Here is a 15826-nt window from a genome sequence, read left to right as displayed (position 1 = left end):
TAAACCACCGCCCGCGCGGGAACGCGGGCGAACGAGAAGGATTTTTTAAATGGCCAATACGCTGCTGATGCCCAAGGCGACTGCCGTCTGGCTGGTCGACAACACCGCGCTGTCTTTCGAGCAGATCGCGCAGTTCTGCGGGCTGCATCCGCTCGAGGTCAAGGCGATTGCCGACGGCGAATCGGCGCAAGGCATCAAGGGCATGGACCCGATCATGACCGGCCAGCTGACCCGCGACGAGATCGCGCGCGCCGAGAAGGATCCGAACCAGCGCCTGAAGCTTTCCGACCCCAAGGTGCGGGTGCCGGAATCCAAGCGCAAGGGTCCGCGCTACACACCGCTGTCGAAGCGCCAGGACCGGCCGAACGCCATCCTGTGGCTGGTGCGCAACCATCCCGAACTCAAGGACGCGCAGATTTCGCGCCTCGTCGGCACCACCAAGTCGACGATCGAGCAGATCCGCGAACGCAAGCATTGGAATTCGGCCAATCTGCAGCCGATGGACCCGGTGACGCTAGGTCTCGCCTCGCAGATCGACCTCGACATGGAAGTCAACCGCGCCTCGCGTGGCCGCGAACAGGCGCAGCCGGTCGGCGACACGCTGCTGCCAGCGGCCCTGACCGAGCGGCTGGTGCCGGCTCCGGAAAAGCCGAAGGACGAAGATGCCGAACTCGACGCCAACGCCGTGTTCGCCAAGCTCTCGGCGCTGAAGTCGAAGAACGAAGACGCGGACGACGAGTGAGGTCCGCTACAGGCCAACAAAAAGCCCGCTTCGAGCGGGCTTTTTTATTCCATGGTCGACCTCAGCTTCGCGCCACGCGGTCCGGCGCCATGCCGTAATCCTCGCTGCGCTCCACCGCCCGGTAGAAGTCGGCAAGCTGCTTGCCGCGCTCCGGCTTGAAGATGCGGCCGGCGATCACCACCGAGGCGATGCGGTCGATGCGGAAGGCGCGGAAATCGTCGCGCATTTCGCACCAGGCGACCAGCGTCCACACCTTGCCCCAGAACCACAGCCCGAGCGGCCTGATGTCGCGCGCGGTGCCGCGGCCGGCCTCGTCGCAATAGTCGATGGTCAGCACCTGGCGTTTTTCGACCGCACGCTCGATCAGGTCGATCGCCTCGCGGGCGGCGTCGCTCACAACCCACATCGGGGTGTGGATCTCGGTGCGGGCGATGCGATCCTTTTCGGCATCGGGCAGCACGGCGCCGATCTTGACCAGCGCCTCGTCGGCGGCCCGCGCCATGGCGGCGCCGCCAAAGGCGCGCACCATGCGGGCGCCGGCAACCAGCGCCACGATCTCGTCACGCGTGAACATTAGTGGCGGAAGGTCGAAACCCTCCCTCATCATGTAGCCAACACCGGCCTCGCCGTCGATCGGCACCCCGGTCGATTGCAGGTCGGCTATGTCGCGATAGATCGTTCGCTCGGAAACCTCGAGCCACGTGCCGAGCTTCTGGGCGGTGACCAGACGGCCACCCCGCAGATGCTGCACGATCTGAAAGAGCCTGTCGGCGCGGCGCATCGTTTGCTTCCCCAGTTTTATCTCTATGCATGCCGTGGCCCCAGAACCAGGCCCACTTGCAGATGACATGCATTACGGTTTCAGTCCTTCGCGCTTGCGCTGGGCGGCAACGAACTCCGCGCCAAAGGACAGTTTCTTCGTTGTTGGCGTCTTCTCATCGAGCACGCGCCAGAAGGGGGCGACGTCGCTCAGCGTCATGCCGCGCTCGAGGTCTTCCTTGGCGGCTTCGGCAACCGTGCGCAGATGATAGCCTGTTGTGACCGGGCATGTCACTTCGGCGCCGTGTTCGATGGCAAGGGCGGTGCGCAACGCACGGATATCCATCTCGACGCCTGCGGGAATCGAGCGGATAAAGTCGTCGACCTGGCGTGCCGTTGGCACCAGCATCGGCTGGCCCTCGACCACGTCACCCACCGTGCGCGGCGTCGGTTTCACGCCGTTGATGCCAGGCGTATTCAGCCTGTCGTTCCAACTTTTCATCGATTGTCCTCTCGGCCGGCCATGCGCATTATCCCACCATCGCATGCACCTCCTGACAGCATACTGTCAGGAGGCTTCAGCATATTCCCTGACAAACAGCGTTCGCATCTGAGCGAGATCGCTGGCTCTTTCGGGATAGAGTGTCTTCAGAAAGGCAAGGGCAAAGGTGCCGGGCGCTGAACCCGGCGCGGACACGATCCTGCCGTCGGCGACCGCATGCGGCACGTCCTGATAGTTGCTGTCGCCAGCATAGCCGGCTTCATGTCCGTTGATCCAGTCGCGGCCATTGCTGGTATGCCTGGCTTCTTCGAACATACCCGCACGGGCCAGCGCCAGCGTGCCGGCGCAGATACCGCCAACCACACCACCGCGCGTTGCTACTGCATTGAGCAGTCGAGCGACATCCGGCGGTGCCGTGCCCGCCCACTGGTCGGAACCGATGACGGCAACGGCGTCAAGATCGGCATTCTCTTCGACGCCGACCGAACGGTCGGGCGTCAGCCGAAAACCGCTGATTCCGGTCACGGGCTTGCCTTCGGGCGTCAGCGACACGGCGCGAGCGCCGAACCATTCAACCGCCGAGGCCGCAAGCAGCCCATATTCCCAGTCGGCAAAACCTTCGATGAAAAGGAAGCCGATTGTCTTCTGATCGGGCATAAGCTCGCTCCATCCCCCAGCGCGCCGCAGCTTTGTTGTCATGCATGTCGTGCCCCCAAAACCGGGGGCCACTTTTGGGCGACATGCATTGACATCTGGGCATTGGCGCGTCCATGTCCAATATCGACGTCGAAAAATTCGCCTCAATTGCCGAGGGAGCGACGTTCCGCATACATATCCGGCCAGCCGATATCCTTGCGGACGTCCGCAGGCAGCGCGTTCAGGAAACGCTGTGTGCGGATTTCGTTGCGCATGGTGCGAACCTTGCCGACATAATGCTGCATGCCGCGCAGAATGGTGTAACCGTTCATGACCAGTCTCCTCTCTTTTGATGGAGACACTATCGCACACCCCTCCTGACAGCAGTCTGTCAGGAGGATGTCAGGCGCTCAGCGATAGTTACGCCTCGACGCGTCTCTTTGAGGGGAAGCCTTTTTTCGATGCCGTCGCGCCCTCGCTGCAGCAAGCCGCGGAGCGCCTGATTGTTCACCGTAGGTGCAACAATATGTGCGGCATTGTTCATCTCATGGCGACGGACTGTCAGGATTGGCGGCCTTCAGCGCCGTGACCGCAGTTCTGATATGAAAGGAGAAAATTCTTCCCCAAAACCAGGGAGACGACCATGAGCCTGCAACTGACAGGAATCCACCATCTGACCGCCATCACCGCCGACGCCCCGGGCAATCTTCACTTCTACACGAGGGTGCTAGGCTTGCGGCTGGTCAAGAAGACGGTGAACCAGGACGACACATCGGCCTACCACCTCTTCTATGCCGACGGCGAAGCGACTCCGGGCACCGACCTTACCTTCTTCGACTGGCCGGTTGGCCGCGAGCGGCGCGGCACCCACTCCATCGCGCGCACCAGCCTCAGGGTCGGCAGTCCCGAAAGCCTTGCGTGGTGGAAGCAGCACCTGGCCGGTGAAAACATCGTGACAGGAGAGGTTGCCGACATTGGCGGCTATCCCAGCCTGGATTTCGAGGATCCCGAAGGCCAGCGCCTGCGGCTCATCAGCGATGGTGGCAAGGGCGGCAGCCATCCATGGGCGCAAAGCCCGGTGCCGGCTGAGCATCAGATCCGCGGGCTCGGGCCGATCGTCATCAGTGTCCCCGACATCACCAACACCGAGGCGGTGCTGACCCGGGTGATGAACATGCGCAAGGGCCGCGACTATGCCTCGCCGGACGGCGAGGGCCAGGTCCATGTCTTCGAAATGGGGGCTGGCGGGCCGGCGGCGGAGCTTCATGTCGCCGTGCAGCCAGGCCTGGCGCCAGCAAGGCAAGGCGCCGGCGCTGTTCACCACGTCGCCTTCAGGGCGCCGGACCAGGAGACGTTGCATCAGTGGACCGCCCGTCTGGCCGAATTCCGCCTGCCGTCGAGCGGCGAGGTCGAGCGTTACTACTTCCGTTCGCTCTATTTCCGCGAGCCGAACGGCATCCTGTTCGAGATCGCCACAGACGGGCCGGGCTTCACCGCCGATGAACCGCTGGAGACGCTGGGTGAAAGCCTGGCCCTGCCGCCGTTCCTTGAACCGAAGCGCGCCTCGATCGAAGCTGGTCTCAAGCCGCTGAAATAGATCGCCGCCTGAAGGTGGGCGCCACGTTTCCGGTTCGGATTGTGGCGCCTGTGCTTTCTCAGAGATCGAACAAGGCGCTTTGACAGCCAGCCGCGTTGCTGGTCAAAGGCGACATGACGAAACTCCTTGCCCTTGTGATCATCGGCTTCATGGTCATCCAGCTGATCAAACCGATCGGATGGCCGGGGCTCAAGCGCCGCGGCGATTTCTGGAAGCTGGCGCTGCTCGCCATGGCCGCGATCTCGTTGGCCGCCGTGCTTGGGCATTTGACGTAGCCTGCGCATGACAGGACCGCCGCCGCAAAGTCAGCCGGCAAGCACCTGGTCGACGAGATGTTCCGCCCAGGCGCGGTAACCTGCCTCCGAGGCGTGGAACCCGTCGGAGGCAAAACCGGCCTCGGGGTTGGTGATCGGCAGGCGTGGCGCCGGCACTGCGCCGCGCTCCAGGCAGAGGCGTTCACCCATCCGGTTCATTGCGGTGGCGCGGATCTCGAGGATCTTGCCGAGCAGCGGCGGCATGGCCGGCGCCCGCGTGAATTCGAGCACCGGCGACCACACCACGCGCGCCTCCGGCCATTTGGCGCGCAAGGCGTAGAGCAAGCCGCCGAACTCCTTCTTGAAGCGCGGCACCGAATGAAAATTCTTGGTGTCGTTGGTGCCGATGGCGAGCACGATATGCGTCCACGGATCGGCCGACAGATTGGGCAGGACATGGTCGCGGATCTGGCCTGACGTCGCCGAATTGAAGCCAGCGGCGCGCCAGCGTACGGCGCGGCCGGTACGCTGCGCGATCAGCACGGCGAGTTGCGCGGCAAGCCCGTCTTCGGAATTGCCGATGCCGACCGAGGCGGCCGAGGAATCACCCAGCACCAGAAGCGAGATTGCCGGCGCCTTACCAGCGAGGTCGTGCATGACTGGTCCCCGTGCCGGCAGCATGCGCGTGGTGCGGCGGCGCACGCCGAGTCCCTGCCAGATATAGACTGGGAAGGCGAGCCAGGTGAGAGAGGCCGGGAAGCGCATGACGGAACCGTGGAATGATCTGCGGCAGGCTTAGCGCATGTTTGGGCCGAGGTGAACGGATCCTTGCACTGCCGGCCCGTGCCCTAAGGGCATGCATCGCCCTGCTGCGACCTGTTCCCATATTCATCGTGCAGCCGTACCCAGTCCATGAACGTGCCGTAAGGACCGGTCTCGTCACGGCCTTTCGGTGCGATGTCGAGATACTGATAGGCGCCGATAAACTGTTCGCTGCCACGGGCGCGCGACATGAAGGTCAGGAAGAGGTCACCGATCTCGTTCTTGTGGAAGACAGTGGTGCCGGGCAGGTCTTTCGACGTCAGCACCGGTGTTTCGAAATTGTAGACCGCTTCGCCGGATGCGATCTGCTTGTCGGTGAAGGATACCTGCATATCGAAGTTGAAGTCCGAGGCATAGGAAGACACCCAGTCGAACTGCCAGCCCATGCGCTGCTTGTAGGGCAGCAGCTCAGCGAGCGGCGCCCGCGACACGGCGACAAGCGACACGTCATGATGCCTGAGATGCTGGTTGGCGCCATCCATATGGTCGGCGACGAAGGCACAGCTTTCGCAGTGATGGTTGGAACCTGGCGCGAACACGAAGTGGTAGACGATCAGCTGGCTGTTGGCGCCAAACAGGTCGGCCAGTCTCTTCGGCCCTTGTTCGGTCTCGAAAACATAGTCCTTCCTGATCTTCAGCCAGGGCAGTTCGCGCCGCTCGGCCGCGATGCGTTCGCGTAGCCGTGTCAGTTCCTTCTCGCGGGCCAGATGCGCCTTGTGCGCCTGGAACCAGTCTTCGCGTGAAACAACCTTGTTGCGATGCATGAACCTCTCCCTGTCTCTCATCCCAAGGACGTTCGGGATGGGCGCAAACCGACATCGCCGCCGGCAACGCCCAGAGGAAATAGGAACGAGGAGGTCTTCCCCCAAATCCGCAGGCAACAAAAACCCGGGCGCATCGGCCCGGGTTCGAAGAGAGGCGGAAGAGTTGGGATCAGGCGGCCTGTTCGAGGCTCGCTTTCCATTTTCCGAGCGCGGCCAGATAGTTCATGTGGGCGCGGTGGGTGAAGGCGGCCTGGCCGGCGGCGACGTTCGACGCCTTGCCGCTCCATGCCTTCTGCGGGGCGGCCTGCAGTGCGCGGCCATAGGAGAAGGTCAGCTTCCACGGATGCGGCCCGATGGCGTTGATGGCGTTGAGGTTGGCGGTCGCCTCCTCGTCCTCCTGGCCGCCGGAAAGGAAGGCGATGCCCGGCACCGCCGTCGGCACGGTCTCGCGGAACAGTTTTATCGTCATCTCGGCGACCTTTTCGGGACTGTCCACCGTGCCCGACTTCTTGCCCGACAGAACCATGTTGGGCTTCAGGATGGTGCCTTCGAGCACGACGCCCGCCGCATGGAGTTCATCATAAAGCTTGATCAGCGTCGCCTTCGAGACCTCGTAGCAGGTGCCGATGTCGTGGGCGCCGTCCATCAGCACTTCCGGCTCGACGATCGGCACGATGCCGGCCTCCTGGCAGAGGGCGGCATAGCGGGCGAGCGCATGGGTGTTCGCGTTGATCGAATTGGTCGAAGGCACGCCCTTGCCGGTATCGATGTCGATCACCGCGCGCCATTTGGCGAAGCGGGCGCCGAGCTTGTAGTAATCGGCAAGCCGTTCGCGCAGGCCGTCGAGGCCCTCGGTGACGGTGTCGCCGGGAAAGCCGGCCAGCGGCTTGGCGCCGGCATCGACCTTGATGCCGGGAATGGCGCCTGATGCCTTGATGATGTCGACCAGCGGCGTGCCGTCGGCGGCCTTCTGGCGGATCGTTTCGTCATAGAGGATGACGCCGGAAATATACTTGGTCATCGCGTCCTTGGCGCGGAACATCATCTCGCGATAGTCGCGGCGGCTGTCGGCGGTCGATTCGACGCCGATGACGTCGAAGCGCTTTTTGATCGTGCCGGAACTTTCGTCAGCGGCCAGCAGGCCCTTGCCGTTGGCCACAATCGCGGCGGCAATGTCTTCGAGACGTTCGCTCATCATGCTTCTCCTGAAAGGGGTTCGTTCCGCGCTTAACGGAAGTCTACCGCCAAAGGAATGGCATCGGAAAGCTCGAATCGATTGAAAGTCGAGAGCGCCACTGAGCGCTCTCTCTATGTTGATGGTCTCAGCGCTTCAGCACGTCGACGCCGGGCAGCGGCTTGCCTTCCATCCATTCCAGGAAAGCGCCGCCGGCGGTCGAGACATAGGTGAAGTCGTCGGCGACACCGGCATGGTTGAGCGCCGCCACCGTGTCGCCGCCACCGGCGACGGAGACAAGCTTGCCGGCCTTGGTGCGCGCGGCCGCGTGTTTTGCCGCGGCAACCGTGGCGTGATCGAAAGGCTCGATCTCGAAGGCGCCGAGCGGGCCGTTCCAGACCAGCGTCGCGGCGCGGTCGATCCACTCCCCGATCGTCGTCACGGTCTTTTCGCCGACATCGAGGATCATGCCGTCGGCCGGCACGTCGGAGATGGCGACGGTCTCGCAGGCGGCGCCCGCCCTGAATTCCTTGGCGACGACGCCGTCGACCGGCAGGATGATGGCGCAGCCGGCCTCGGCGGCCTCGATCATGATCTGCTTGGCGGTGGGGGCCAGGTCATGCTCGCACAGCGACTTGCCGACATCGGTGCCGCGCGCGGCAAGGAAAGTGTTGGCCATGCCGCCGCCGATCACCAGCGCGTCGACCTTCTTCACCAGGTTCATCAACAGGTCGATCTTGGTCGAGACCTTGGCGCCGCCGACAATGGCGACGACCGGGCGGACCGGATTGCCCAGGCCTTTCTCCAGCGCTTCGAGCTCGGCCTGCATGGTGCGGCCGGCAAAGGAGGGCAACAGACGCGCCAGCCCTTCGGTCGAGGAGTGGGCGCGGTGGGCCGCCGAAAAGGCGTCGTTGACGAAGATGTCGCCATTGGCGGCAAGTCGCTCGGTAAAGGCCGGATCGTTCTTCTCCTCGGTTTTGTAGAACCGGGTGTTTTCCAAGAGCAGGACGTCGCCCTTGTTCATGGCGGCGACAGCGCTTCCCGCCGTGTCGCCGACGCAATCCGAGGCAAAGCCGACGGGACGGCCGAGCACCTGCGCCGTTGCCCTGGCGATCGGCTCAAGCGAGAATTCGGCGGAAGGGCCATCCTTGGGCCGGCCGAAATGGGCAAGCAGGATGACCTTGGCGCCCTTGCCCGACAGTTCGGCGATGGTCGGCGCGATGCGTTCGATGCGGGTGGCGTCGGTGACCTTGCCGTCGGCGACGGGAACGTTGAGGTCGACGCGCACCAGCACGCGCTTGCCGCTGATGTTGCCGATATCGTCCAGTGTCTTGAAGGCAGCCATGCCGGTCCCTTTCCTCGGAAAATCGCCGGGACCATACCTCGCATCAATGACGATGCAAGGCTTTGGCGCGCGGTGCGGGGCGAAATTTTGCGGCGGGCGGGGACATAGTCCGTGAAGATCGCCCCACGCGGATGGGGTGAGGCAAACAATCGCCCTTGTCAGCTCCCGGTCGTTGCCTTTTCAACCGGTGGCTCAGGCGGCTCATCTGTCTGTGCCGCCTCCTGCGTCTCGGTCGGCTTGCGCCAGTTGCGGATGAAGGCGCTGAGACGGTCGCCCATCTCGCCGGCGCTCAGGAACACCGGCACCCGCGCCACCGGCGCGGTCGGTTCGAAGGAGAGGCCGAGACCCGTGATCCTGCCCTTGTCGTCGACATCCCTGACGATCAGCTCGATCTGGCCAATCAGCACGCGATCGGCATATTCGGCATGGCCGCCAAGCCGCGCCGTGACCAGCGCGCCGACGGTCTGCTTCTGCTCCGCCTCGGTCAGGCCCGGCGCGTAGGCGGCTTCCAGTTCGGCGGCGGAGCGAGCCGGGTCGACGGCGAAGGCGCCGAAGAAATCGGCGTCTTCCGGGTCGACCACCGCGCGGCTGGCAAACAGTTTGTCGAGCAGGCGCGGATAGCGGTCCGGCACGAAGATGTAGACCTGGTCACCGGCGGCGAGCCGCCCCATGTCCTGGAAGCGCATCGAGCGTCCGTCGCGCAGCACCAGCGAGGGCCGCGCCCAGCGCGGAATGCGCTCGCCGCGCGCCACCGGGCTGCCATGCGCCACGCGATAGGCGAGAAGCTCGTGATGGGCCGAACCGGGGAGTTCGAGTTCGACCTTGTCGAGAGGGCCGAGCCGCGCCGGCACGATGAGGCCGAGGCGACGCGCCAGCGGTCCGACCGTCCAGCCCTGGATGACCAGCGACACCAGAACGATGATGAAGGCGGCATTGAAGATGGTGCGGCCGTTTTCCAGCCCGCCAAGCAGCGGTGTGATGGCGAGCAGGATCGAGACGGCACCGCGCAGGCCGACCCAGGAGACGAAGGCGACTTCGGGACGTGGCAAGCGGAACGGGATCAGGCAGAGCCAGACGGCGACGGGCCTCGCGACGAACATCAGGAACAGGCCAAGCGCTATCGCCGGCACCATGATCGCCGGGAATTGCGAGGGGGTGGCGAACAGGCCGAGGATCAGGAACATGATGATCTGCGCCAGCCACGACATGCCGTCCTGGAAGCGCTTGAGGATGGTGACGGCGCGGATGTCGGAATTGCCGGCGATGAGGCCGGCGATATAGACCGCCAGGAAGCCCGAGCCGCCAATGGCGCCGGCGGCGGCGAAAATCATCAGCGACAGCGTCAGCACGAAGATCGGCAGCAGGCCATGGTCGAGGTTGAGCCGGTCGACGAGGCGCACGATGGCAAGGCCGCCGAGCACCCCGACAATGGCGCCGAGGCCCATATTGACGAGGAAGCCAAGGATCAGGCTGGTGGCGAGCACATTGGCTTCGGGATTGGCGTGGGCGGCGATGATCTCGACCAGGGTGATGGTCAGGAAGATGGCGATCGGGTCGTTGGTGCCGGATTCCACCTCGAGCGTGGAGCGCACGCGCTCGCGCAGATTGATCTCGCCGGCGCGCAGCAGGAAGAACACCGCTGCGGCATCGGTCGAAGCGACGGCGGCACCGAGCAGGAAGGATTCCAGCCAGCTGAGGTCGAGCAGATAGTAGGCGGCTGCTCCGAACAGGCCGGTGGTGATAAGCACGCCGAAGGTCGCCAGCGAAAGGGCCGGTCCCGCCGCCTGCCGCAAGGCGTTGAGCGGCGTGCCGAAGCCGGAGTCGAACAGGATGACCGCCAGCGCCAGTGAGCCGGCAAAATAGGCGATGCGGGCATTGTCGAATTCGATGCCGAGGCCGTCGGTTCCCGTGGCGAGCCCGATGCAGAGAAACAGAAGCAGGAGGGGGGCGCCGAAGCGGAAGGCGATCAGGCTCGAAAACGCGGCGGCGACAACAAGCGCCGTGCCAACCAGCGTAACGAGATAGATCGCATGCTCCATCCGTGATTTGCCCCTAGAATTCCTCTGTCTTCCCGATTCAAGGGAGAGTGAGGCGAAGGCATGACCAGTGCAAGGCGGGAGGGTGGTTTTTTGCCCTATGCCGCTGATTTTCGGACGGCCAAGCGTTGCTGCTCCGGCAAATGAAAACGCCCGGACAGAGCCGGGCGTTTCAAGTCTCTGGAAGAGGGGTCCGCGATCAGGCGATGGTCTTGCCGAAAGCGACGGCGGTGTCGCCCATGCGGTTGGAGAAGCCCCACTCATTGTCGTACCAGGACAGCACCGAAACGAAGTTGCCGTCCATCACCTTGGTCTGGTCGAGCGCCATGATCGACGAACGCGGATCGTGGTTGAAATCGATCGACACGTTCGGGTGATGGGTGACGCCGAGGATGCCCTTCAGCTTGCCGTTGGAGGCGGCGATGACCGCTTCGTTGATTTCCTGGACCGTGGTCGCGCGCTTGGCGATGAACTTGAAGTCGACGACCGAGACGTTCGGAGTCGGCACGCGGATCGAGATGCCGTCGAGCTTGCCCTTGAGGTCGGGCAGCACAAGGCCGATGGCCTTGGCGGCACCGGTCGAGGTCGGGATCTGCGACAGGGCGCGGGCGCGAGCGCGGTAGAGATCCTTGTGCATGGTGTCCAGCGTCGGCTGATCGCCCGTGTAGGAGTGGATCGTCGTCATCATGCCCTTTTCGATGCCGACCGTCTCATGCAGCACGGCGGCCAGCGGCGCCAGGCAGTTGGTGGTGCAGGACGCGTTCGAGATGACGATGTGGTCTTTGGTCAGCTTGTCGTGGTTGATGCCGTAGACGACGGTTAGGTCAGCGCCGTCTGCAGGTGCGGAGACCAGCACGCGCTTGGCGCCGGCGGTCAAATGTGCGGCGGCCTTGTCACGGGCGGTGAAGATGCCGGTGCATTCGAGCGCGATGTCGACGCCCAGTTCCTTCCACGGCAGCTGCGTCGGATCCTTGATGGCGGTGACCTTGAACTTTTCCTTGCCGACGGTGATCTGGTCGCCATCGACGCTTACTTCATGGGGGAAACGGCCATGCACGCTGTCGTAGCGCAGCAGGTGCGCATTGGTCTCGACCGGGCCGAGATCGTTGACGGCGACGACGTCGATGTCCTTGCGGCCGGATTCATGGATGGCGCGCAGGATGTTGCGGCCGATGCGGCCGAATCCGTTGATGGCAACTCTGACAGTCATTTTTCTCTCCCTGGGAGCTGGAAGGCTGACGATGGGTCCGCAGCTTCATAGCGGCGGACGGGCAAAGAATCCAGCCGCAGCGACGTGGATTTAAATCGATTAGGTTGGGCCAGTCCCGCGAAACCGCTCGACGCGATTTCGCGGGGCATTTTTGTTTTGTGCATGCCGTTGTCCCAAAACCGCGACACAGTTTTGAGCGGCATGCACAGCCTTACTTGGCGTGCAGGCAGGCTTCCGCCGCCTTGGCCGCTGCTTCGGCGGTGATACCGAAATGCGGGTAGAGCTGCTCGATCGTGCCCGAGGCGCCGAAGCCGGTCATGCCGACGAAGATGCCATCCGAGCCGATGAGATGATCCCAGCCCTGGCGGATGCCGGCCTCGATCGCCATCTTGATCGGCGCGTTGCCGATCGTCTTCTTGCGGTAGTCGTCGCTCTGCTTGTCGAACAGTTCGAAGCAAGGCACCGACACGACGCGGGTCGGGTGGCCGTGCTTCTCGAGCAGGTCGCGGGCGCCGAGCGCGATCTCGACCTCGGAGCCGGTGGCGAAGATCGTCACCGCCGCCTCGCCGCTGGCCGCGGCCAGCTCGTAGGCGCCCAGGCTGCTCAGGTTGTTGGCCGAGTGCTCGGTGCGCACCGTCGGGAGGTTCTGGCGGGTCAGCGCCAGCGTCGAGGGCGTCTTCTCGGTTTCGAGCGCGATCTGCCAGCATTCGGCGGTCTCCACCGCGTCGGCCGGACGAAAGACATTGTGGTTGGGGATGGCGCGCAGGGCCGCCAGATGCTCGACCGGCTGGTGGGTCGGGCCGTCTTCGCCCAGACCAATGGAATCATGGGTCATGACGAAGATCGAGCGGATGCCCATCAGCGAGGAAAGCCGCATGGACGGGCGGGCATAGTCGGAGAAGCACATGAAGGTGCCGCCATAGGCGATGAGGCCGCCGTGCAGCGTCAGGCCGTTGATGGCGGCCGCCATGCCGTGCTCGCGGATGCCGTAGTGGACATAGCGCTGGCCGTAATCGTCCGGCGTGATGTTCTTGGTCTGGCTGGTTTTGGTGTTGTTGGAGCCGGTGAGGTCGGCCGAGCCGCCGATGGTTTCCGGCACGGCGCCGTTGATGACCTCAAGCGCCATTTCCGACGACTTTCGGGTGGCGACCTTCGGCTTGTCGGCCGAGAGCTTCTTCTTGTAGTCGGCGATGACGGCGTCGAAATTGGACGGCAGCTTGCCGGCCAGGCGGCGCTCGAACTCGGCCTTCAGCTTCGGCTCGGCCTTGGCGAGACGGTCTTCCCAGTCGGCGCGCGGCTTGGCGCCGGCCTTGCCGGCGGTGCGCCAGGCATCGAGGATGTCGGCCGGAATTTCGAAGGGCGGCGACTCCCAGTTGAAGAACTTGCGCGCACCGGCGATCTCGTCGGCGCCGAGCGGCGAGCCGTGCGCCTTGTTGGTGCCGGCCTTGGTCGGGGCGCCGAAGCCGATGGTCGTCTTGCAGGCGATCATCGTCGGCTTGTCGGAGTGGCGGGCGGCTTCGATGGCATAGGCGATGGCTTCCGGATCGGTGCCGTCGATGTGGCTGGCGTTCCAGCCGGAGGCCTGGAAGCGGGCGACCTGGTCGGTGTTGTCGGCAAGCGAGACCGGACCGTCGATCGAGATGTTGTTGTTGTCCCAGAAGACGATCAGCTTGTTGAGCTTCAGATGCCCGGCCAGCGCGATGGCTTCCTGGGAAACGCCTTCCATCAGGCAGCCGTCGCCGGCCAGCACATAGGTGTAGTGGCTGACGAGGTCGTTGCCGAAGGCAGCGTTCATGATGCGCTCGCCGAGCGCGAAGCCGACCGAATTGGCGAGACCCTGGCCGAGCGGGCCGGTCGTCGTCTCGATGCCGGTGGCATGGCCGTATTCGGGATGGCCTGCCGTCTTCGAGCCCAACTGGCGGAAGTGCTTGATCTGATCGATGGTCATGTCTTCATAACCGGTCAGATGCAGCAGCGAATAAAGCAGCATCGAGCCGTGGCCGGCCGACAGGATGAAGCGGTCGCGGTCGGGCCAGTGCGGGGCCTTGGGGTCGTATTTCAGGAAGCGGGTGAACAGCACCGTGGCGATGTCGGCGCAGCCCATCGGCAGGCCGGGATGGCCGGACTGGGCCTTCTCGACGGCATCCATGGCGAGAAAACGGATCGCATTGGCCATCCGGTCATGTTGTTCACGCGACGTCATGGTTCCTCCAGAGGTGGGGGTTTGGGGCTTGGGAGAGCCCTTGAAAAGGGTGCGCGACACATAGCAGGCGCGGGCTTTTAGTCAACAAATCGGGTGCAGATTTGCCGGTCTTGTGATGCCGGCGGCGGGTCTACATTAGCGTTAGCAGGGGACAGTCGCGAGAGCTTTGTTGACGTTGCCTTCACCCGGTGCCTAATGTTTCCCGGATAACGCGTTCTGAACGCGAACGATTCGGTGATGGGCAGGGCACAGGACGAAGGCCATGACCGGGGAAACCACGCTCAAGGAAGTCATCTCCAGGCTGGGCAAGGCCATCGAGGGGCTGGAAAACGCCGTCGCGGCCAAGCTGGAGCATGAACGCGATTACTCGGAAGCCGAGGCCGAAGTGCAGCGGATGAATGCCGACCGCTCCCGGCTGGCGCAGGAACTCGACAATTCCGAAGCGCGCGCCGAACGGCTGGAGGACGCCAACAAGGAAGTCTCGCGACGGCTGGTGACCGCCATGGAAACCATCCGCGCCGTGTTGGACAGATAGGAGCTGGCCCATGGCACAGGTCACGGTCTCAATCGACGGCAAGCAGTATCGCATGGCCTGCGACGAGGGCCAGGAAGAGCATCTGATCGACCTCGCCGAACGCTTCGATCGCTATGTCTCGCATCTGAAGGATTCTTTCGGCGAGATCGGCGACCAGCGGCTGACCGTCATGGCCGGCATCATGGTGATGGACGAACTCTCGGAACTGCAGAAGCGCGTCAAGGGCATGGAAAGCGAAGTGCTGACCTTGCGCAAGACACGCGACGAGGCGCTGACCAAGGCCGACAAGAGCGACAGCGTGCTGACCAACGCGCTTGGCGCGCTGGCGCAGCGCATGGAAGATCTGGCGACGTCGCTGGCGGTGAAATCCTAGACATTGCCGGCGCCGACAGCGAAATTTCCACATTCCCCAAGAAAAGGCGAAATTTTTTCGCGGCCTGCACCGCTGCCGGGCGACCTCAGCGTTTTGAACGTCGCCGAGGGAGTGGTAAAAGGGTGGGAGCCCGCCAACGGGCGGCATTCACAGGGGTAGGAACCATGAGCCTTCGCATCAACGACATCGCGCCGGATTTCACCGCCGAGACCACGCAAGGGACGATCAGCTTTCACGACTGGATCGGTGACGGCTGGGCGATCCTCTTCAGCCACCCGAAGAATTTCACACCGGTCTGCACCACCGAGCTTGGCACGATGGCGGGGCTGGAAGGTGAGTTCAAGAAACGCAACGTCAAGATCATCGGCATCTCCGTCGATCCGGTTGCAAGCCACGACAAGTGGCAGGCCGACATCAAGACGGCGACCGGCCAAACGGTGCACTATCCGCTGATCGGCGACAAGGACCTCAAGGTCGCCAAGCTCTATGACATGCTACCCGCCGGTGCTGGCGAGACCTCGGAAGGCCGCACGCCCGCCGACAATGCCACCGTGCGCTCGGTCTATGTCATCGGGCCGGACAAGAAGATCAAGCTGGTGCTGACCTATCCGATGACCACGGGCCGCAACTTCGACGAGATCCTGCGCGCGGTCGATTCCATGCAGCTCACCGCCAAGCATCAGGTGGCGACGCCGGCCAACTGGAAGCAGGGCGAGGACGTCATCATCACCGCCGCCGTTTCCAACGAGGATGCAATCAAGCGTTTTGGCGCCTTCGAGACCATCCTGCCCTATCTCAGGAAGACCAAGCAGCCGTCCGCCTGAAGTCGGCGCCGGGACGGTTTTGCCGTTTCTATCTCTGCGGGCCAAGTCAT

17 protein-coding genes are annotated in these 15826 nt (G+C 63.8%); 6 read left to right on the top strand and 11 right to left on the bottom strand.

The window, feature by feature from the left end:
- Positions 1–49 precede the first annotated feature (49 nt).
- Positions 50–742, top strand: a complete 693-nt coding sequence (locus tag HB778_RS11090; RefSeq protein WP_044548374.1) for a DUF1013 domain-containing protein — start codon at positions 50–52, stop codon at positions 740–742.
- A 61-nt stretch (positions 743–803) separates the two neighbouring features.
- Here the strand turns inward: HB778_RS11090 and HB778_RS11085 are convergent, their stop codons facing one another.
- The 4 genes from HB778_RS11085 to HB778_RS11070 form a co-directional block, all read right to left on the bottom strand.
- Positions 804–1523, bottom strand: a complete 720-nt coding sequence (locus HB778_RS11085; protein ID WP_095201249.1) for a helix-turn-helix transcriptional regulator — start codon at positions 1521–1523, stop codon at positions 804–806.
- Between the two features lie 72 nt (positions 1524–1595).
- Positions 1596–2003 (bottom strand): hypothetical protein, encoded by a 408-nt coding sequence (locus HB778_RS11080; protein WP_183463779.1) that lies wholly within the window; start codon positions 2001–2003, stop codon positions 1596–1598.
- Between the two features lie 66 nt (positions 2004–2069).
- Positions 2070–2660, bottom strand: coding sequence for a DJ-1/PfpI family protein (locus HB778_RS11075; RefSeq protein ID WP_183463777.1), 591 nt, complete (start codon positions 2658–2660; stop codon positions 2070–2072).
- Between the two features lie 143 nt (positions 2661–2803).
- A complete protein-coding gene (locus tag HB778_RS11070; protein ID WP_183463775.1) occupies positions 2804–2971 on the bottom strand; it encodes a hypothetical protein in 168 nt (55 codons plus the stop codon).
- 311 nt (positions 2972–3282) lie between these two features.
- Between HB778_RS11070 and HB778_RS11065 the strand changes: the two genes are divergently transcribed.
- Positions 3283–4236, top strand: coding sequence for a ring-cleaving dioxygenase (locus HB778_RS11065; protein ID WP_183463773.1), 954 nt, complete (start codon positions 3283–3285; stop codon positions 4234–4236).
- A gap of 113 nt (positions 4237–4349) precedes the next feature.
- On the top strand, positions 4350–4511 hold the full coding sequence (locus tag HB778_RS11060) for a hypothetical protein (protein ID WP_080643995.1): 162 nt from the start codon (positions 4350–4352) through the stop codon (positions 4509–4511).
- A gap of 30 nt (positions 4512–4541) precedes the next feature.
- Here the strand turns inward: HB778_RS11060 and HB778_RS11055 are convergent, their stop codons facing one another.
- The 7 genes from HB778_RS11055 to tkt all read right to left on the bottom strand — a co-directional run bounded on the left by HB778_RS11055 (position 4542) and on the right by tkt (position 14044).
- A complete protein-coding gene (locus HB778_RS11055) occupies positions 4542–5255 on the bottom strand; it encodes an SGNH/GDSL hydrolase family protein (RefSeq protein ID WP_183463771.1) in 714 nt (237 codons plus the stop codon).
- An 83-nt stretch (positions 5256–5338) separates the two neighbouring features.
- Complete coding sequence (locus HB778_RS11050) at positions 5339–6076, bottom strand: DUF899 domain-containing protein (protein ID WP_183463769.1); 738 nt, start codon at positions 6074–6076, stop codon at positions 5339–5341.
- A 169-nt stretch (positions 6077–6245) separates the two neighbouring features.
- Complete coding sequence (locus HB778_RS11045; RefSeq protein WP_183463767.1) at positions 6246–7271, bottom strand: class I fructose-bisphosphate aldolase; 1026 nt, start codon at positions 7269–7271, stop codon at positions 6246–6248.
- 127 nt (positions 7272–7398) lie between these two features.
- Positions 7399–8595 (bottom strand): phosphoglycerate kinase, encoded by a 1197-nt coding sequence (locus HB778_RS11040; RefSeq protein WP_183463765.1) that lies wholly within the window; start codon positions 8593–8595, stop codon positions 7399–7401.
- 158 nt (positions 8596–8753) lie between these two features.
- On the bottom strand, positions 8754–10634 hold the full coding sequence (locus HB778_RS11035) for a potassium/proton antiporter (protein WP_183463763.1): 1881 nt from the start codon (positions 10632–10634) through the stop codon (positions 8754–8756).
- Positions 10635–10830: 196 nt separating this feature from the next.
- Positions 10831–11841: a type I glyceraldehyde-3-phosphate dehydrogenase gene (gene gap, locus HB778_RS11030; protein ID WP_183463761.1), complete on the bottom strand. Its 1011-nt coding sequence runs from the start codon at positions 11839–11841 to the stop codon at positions 10831–10833.
- A gap of 211 nt (positions 11842–12052) precedes the next feature.
- On the bottom strand, positions 12053–14044 hold the full coding sequence (gene tkt, locus HB778_RS11025) for a transketolase (RefSeq protein ID WP_183463751.1): 1992 nt from the start codon (positions 14042–14044) through the stop codon (positions 12053–12055).
- Between the two features lie 262 nt (positions 14045–14306).
- On the opposite strand from tkt, the gene HB778_RS11020 reads away from it, so the two are divergent.
- The 3 genes from HB778_RS11020 (at position 14307) to HB778_RS11010 (ending at position 15776) form a co-directional block, all read left to right on the top strand.
- Positions 14307–14579, top strand: coding sequence for a DUF4164 domain-containing protein (locus HB778_RS11020; protein ID WP_095089347.1), 273 nt, complete (start codon positions 14307–14309; stop codon positions 14577–14579).
- Positions 14580–14589: 10 nt separating this feature from the next.
- Positions 14590–14952, top strand: a complete 363-nt coding sequence (locus tag HB778_RS11015; protein ID WP_010911917.1) for a cell division protein ZapA — start codon at positions 14590–14592, stop codon at positions 14950–14952.
- A gap of 164 nt (positions 14953–15116) precedes the next feature.
- Positions 15117–15776: a peroxiredoxin gene (locus tag HB778_RS11010; protein ID WP_019861622.1), complete on the top strand. Its 660-nt coding sequence runs from the start codon at positions 15117–15119 to the stop codon at positions 15774–15776.
- Positions 15777–15826 lie beyond the last annotated feature (50 nt).

Origin of the sequence: Mesorhizobium huakuii, from assembly GCF_014189455.1 — a bacterium.
Taxonomy (GTDB): Bacteria; Pseudomonadota; Alphaproteobacteria; order Rhizobiales; family Rhizobiaceae; genus Mesorhizobium; species Mesorhizobium huakuii_A.
The sequence above is the reverse complement of the archived record's forward strand: the minus strand, read 5'-3'. Positions and strand labels throughout refer to the sequence as shown.

Bases quoted from the DNA above. Each gene is read 5' to 3' on its own strand.
- HB778_RS11075 (WP_183463777.1), bottom strand. From the start codon at position 2,660: ATGCCCGATCAGAAGACAATCGGCTTCCTTTTCATCGAAGGTTTTGCC.
- gap (WP_183463761.1), bottom strand. From the start codon at position 11,841: ATGACTGTCAGAGTTGCCATCAACGGATTCGGCCGCATCGGCCGCAAC.
- HB778_RS11020 (WP_095089347.1), top strand. From the start codon at position 14,307: ATGACCGGGGAAACCACGCTCAAGGAAGTCATCTCCAGGCTGGGCAAG.
- HB778_RS11090 (WP_044548374.1), top strand. From the start codon at position 50: ATGGCCAATACGCTGCTGATGCCCAAGGCGACTGCCGTCTGGCTGGTC.
- HB778_RS11010 (WP_019861622.1), top strand. From the start codon at position 15,117: ATGAGCCTTCGCATCAACGACATCGCGCCGGATTTCACCGCCGAGACC.
- HB778_RS11085 (WP_095201249.1), bottom strand. From the start codon at position 1,523: ATGCGCCGCGCCGACAGGCTCTTTCAGATCGTGCAGCATCTGCGGGGT.
- HB778_RS11035 (WP_183463763.1), bottom strand. From the start codon at position 10,634: ATGGAGCATGCGATCTATCTCGTTACGCTGGTTGGCACGGCGCTTGTT.
- HB778_RS11050 (WP_183463769.1), bottom strand. From the start codon at position 6,076: ATGCATCGCAACAAGGTTGTTTCACGCGAAGACTGGTTCCAGGCGCAC.
- HB778_RS11080 (WP_183463779.1), bottom strand. From the start codon at position 2,003: ATGAAAAGTTGGAACGACAGGCTGAATACGCCTGGCATCAACGGCGTG.
- HB778_RS11065 (WP_183463773.1), top strand. From the start codon at position 3,283: ATGAGCCTGCAACTGACAGGAATCCACCATCTGACCGCCATCACCGCC.
- HB778_RS11040 (WP_183463765.1), bottom strand. From the start codon at position 8,595: ATGGCTGCCTTCAAGACACTGGACGATATCGGCAACATCAGCGGCAAG.
- HB778_RS11055 (WP_183463771.1), bottom strand. From the start codon at position 5,255: ATGCGCTTCCCGGCCTCTCTCACCTGGCTCGCCTTCCCAGTCTATATC.
- HB778_RS11060 (WP_080643995.1), top strand. From the start codon at position 4,350: ATGACGAAACTCCTTGCCCTTGTGATCATCGGCTTCATGGTCATCCAG.
- tkt (WP_183463751.1), bottom strand. From the start codon at position 14,044: ATGACGTCGCGTGAACAACATGACCGGATGGCCAATGCGATCCGTTTT.
- HB778_RS11015 (WP_010911917.1), top strand. From the start codon at position 14,590: ATGGCACAGGTCACGGTCTCAATCGACGGCAAGCAGTATCGCATGGCC.
- HB778_RS11045 (WP_183463767.1), bottom strand. From the start codon at position 7,271: ATGAGCGAACGTCTCGAAGACATTGCCGCCGCGATTGTGGCCAACGGC.
- HB778_RS11070 (WP_183463775.1), bottom strand. From the start codon at position 2,971: ATGAACGGTTACACCATTCTGCGCGGCATGCAGCATTATGTCGGCAAG.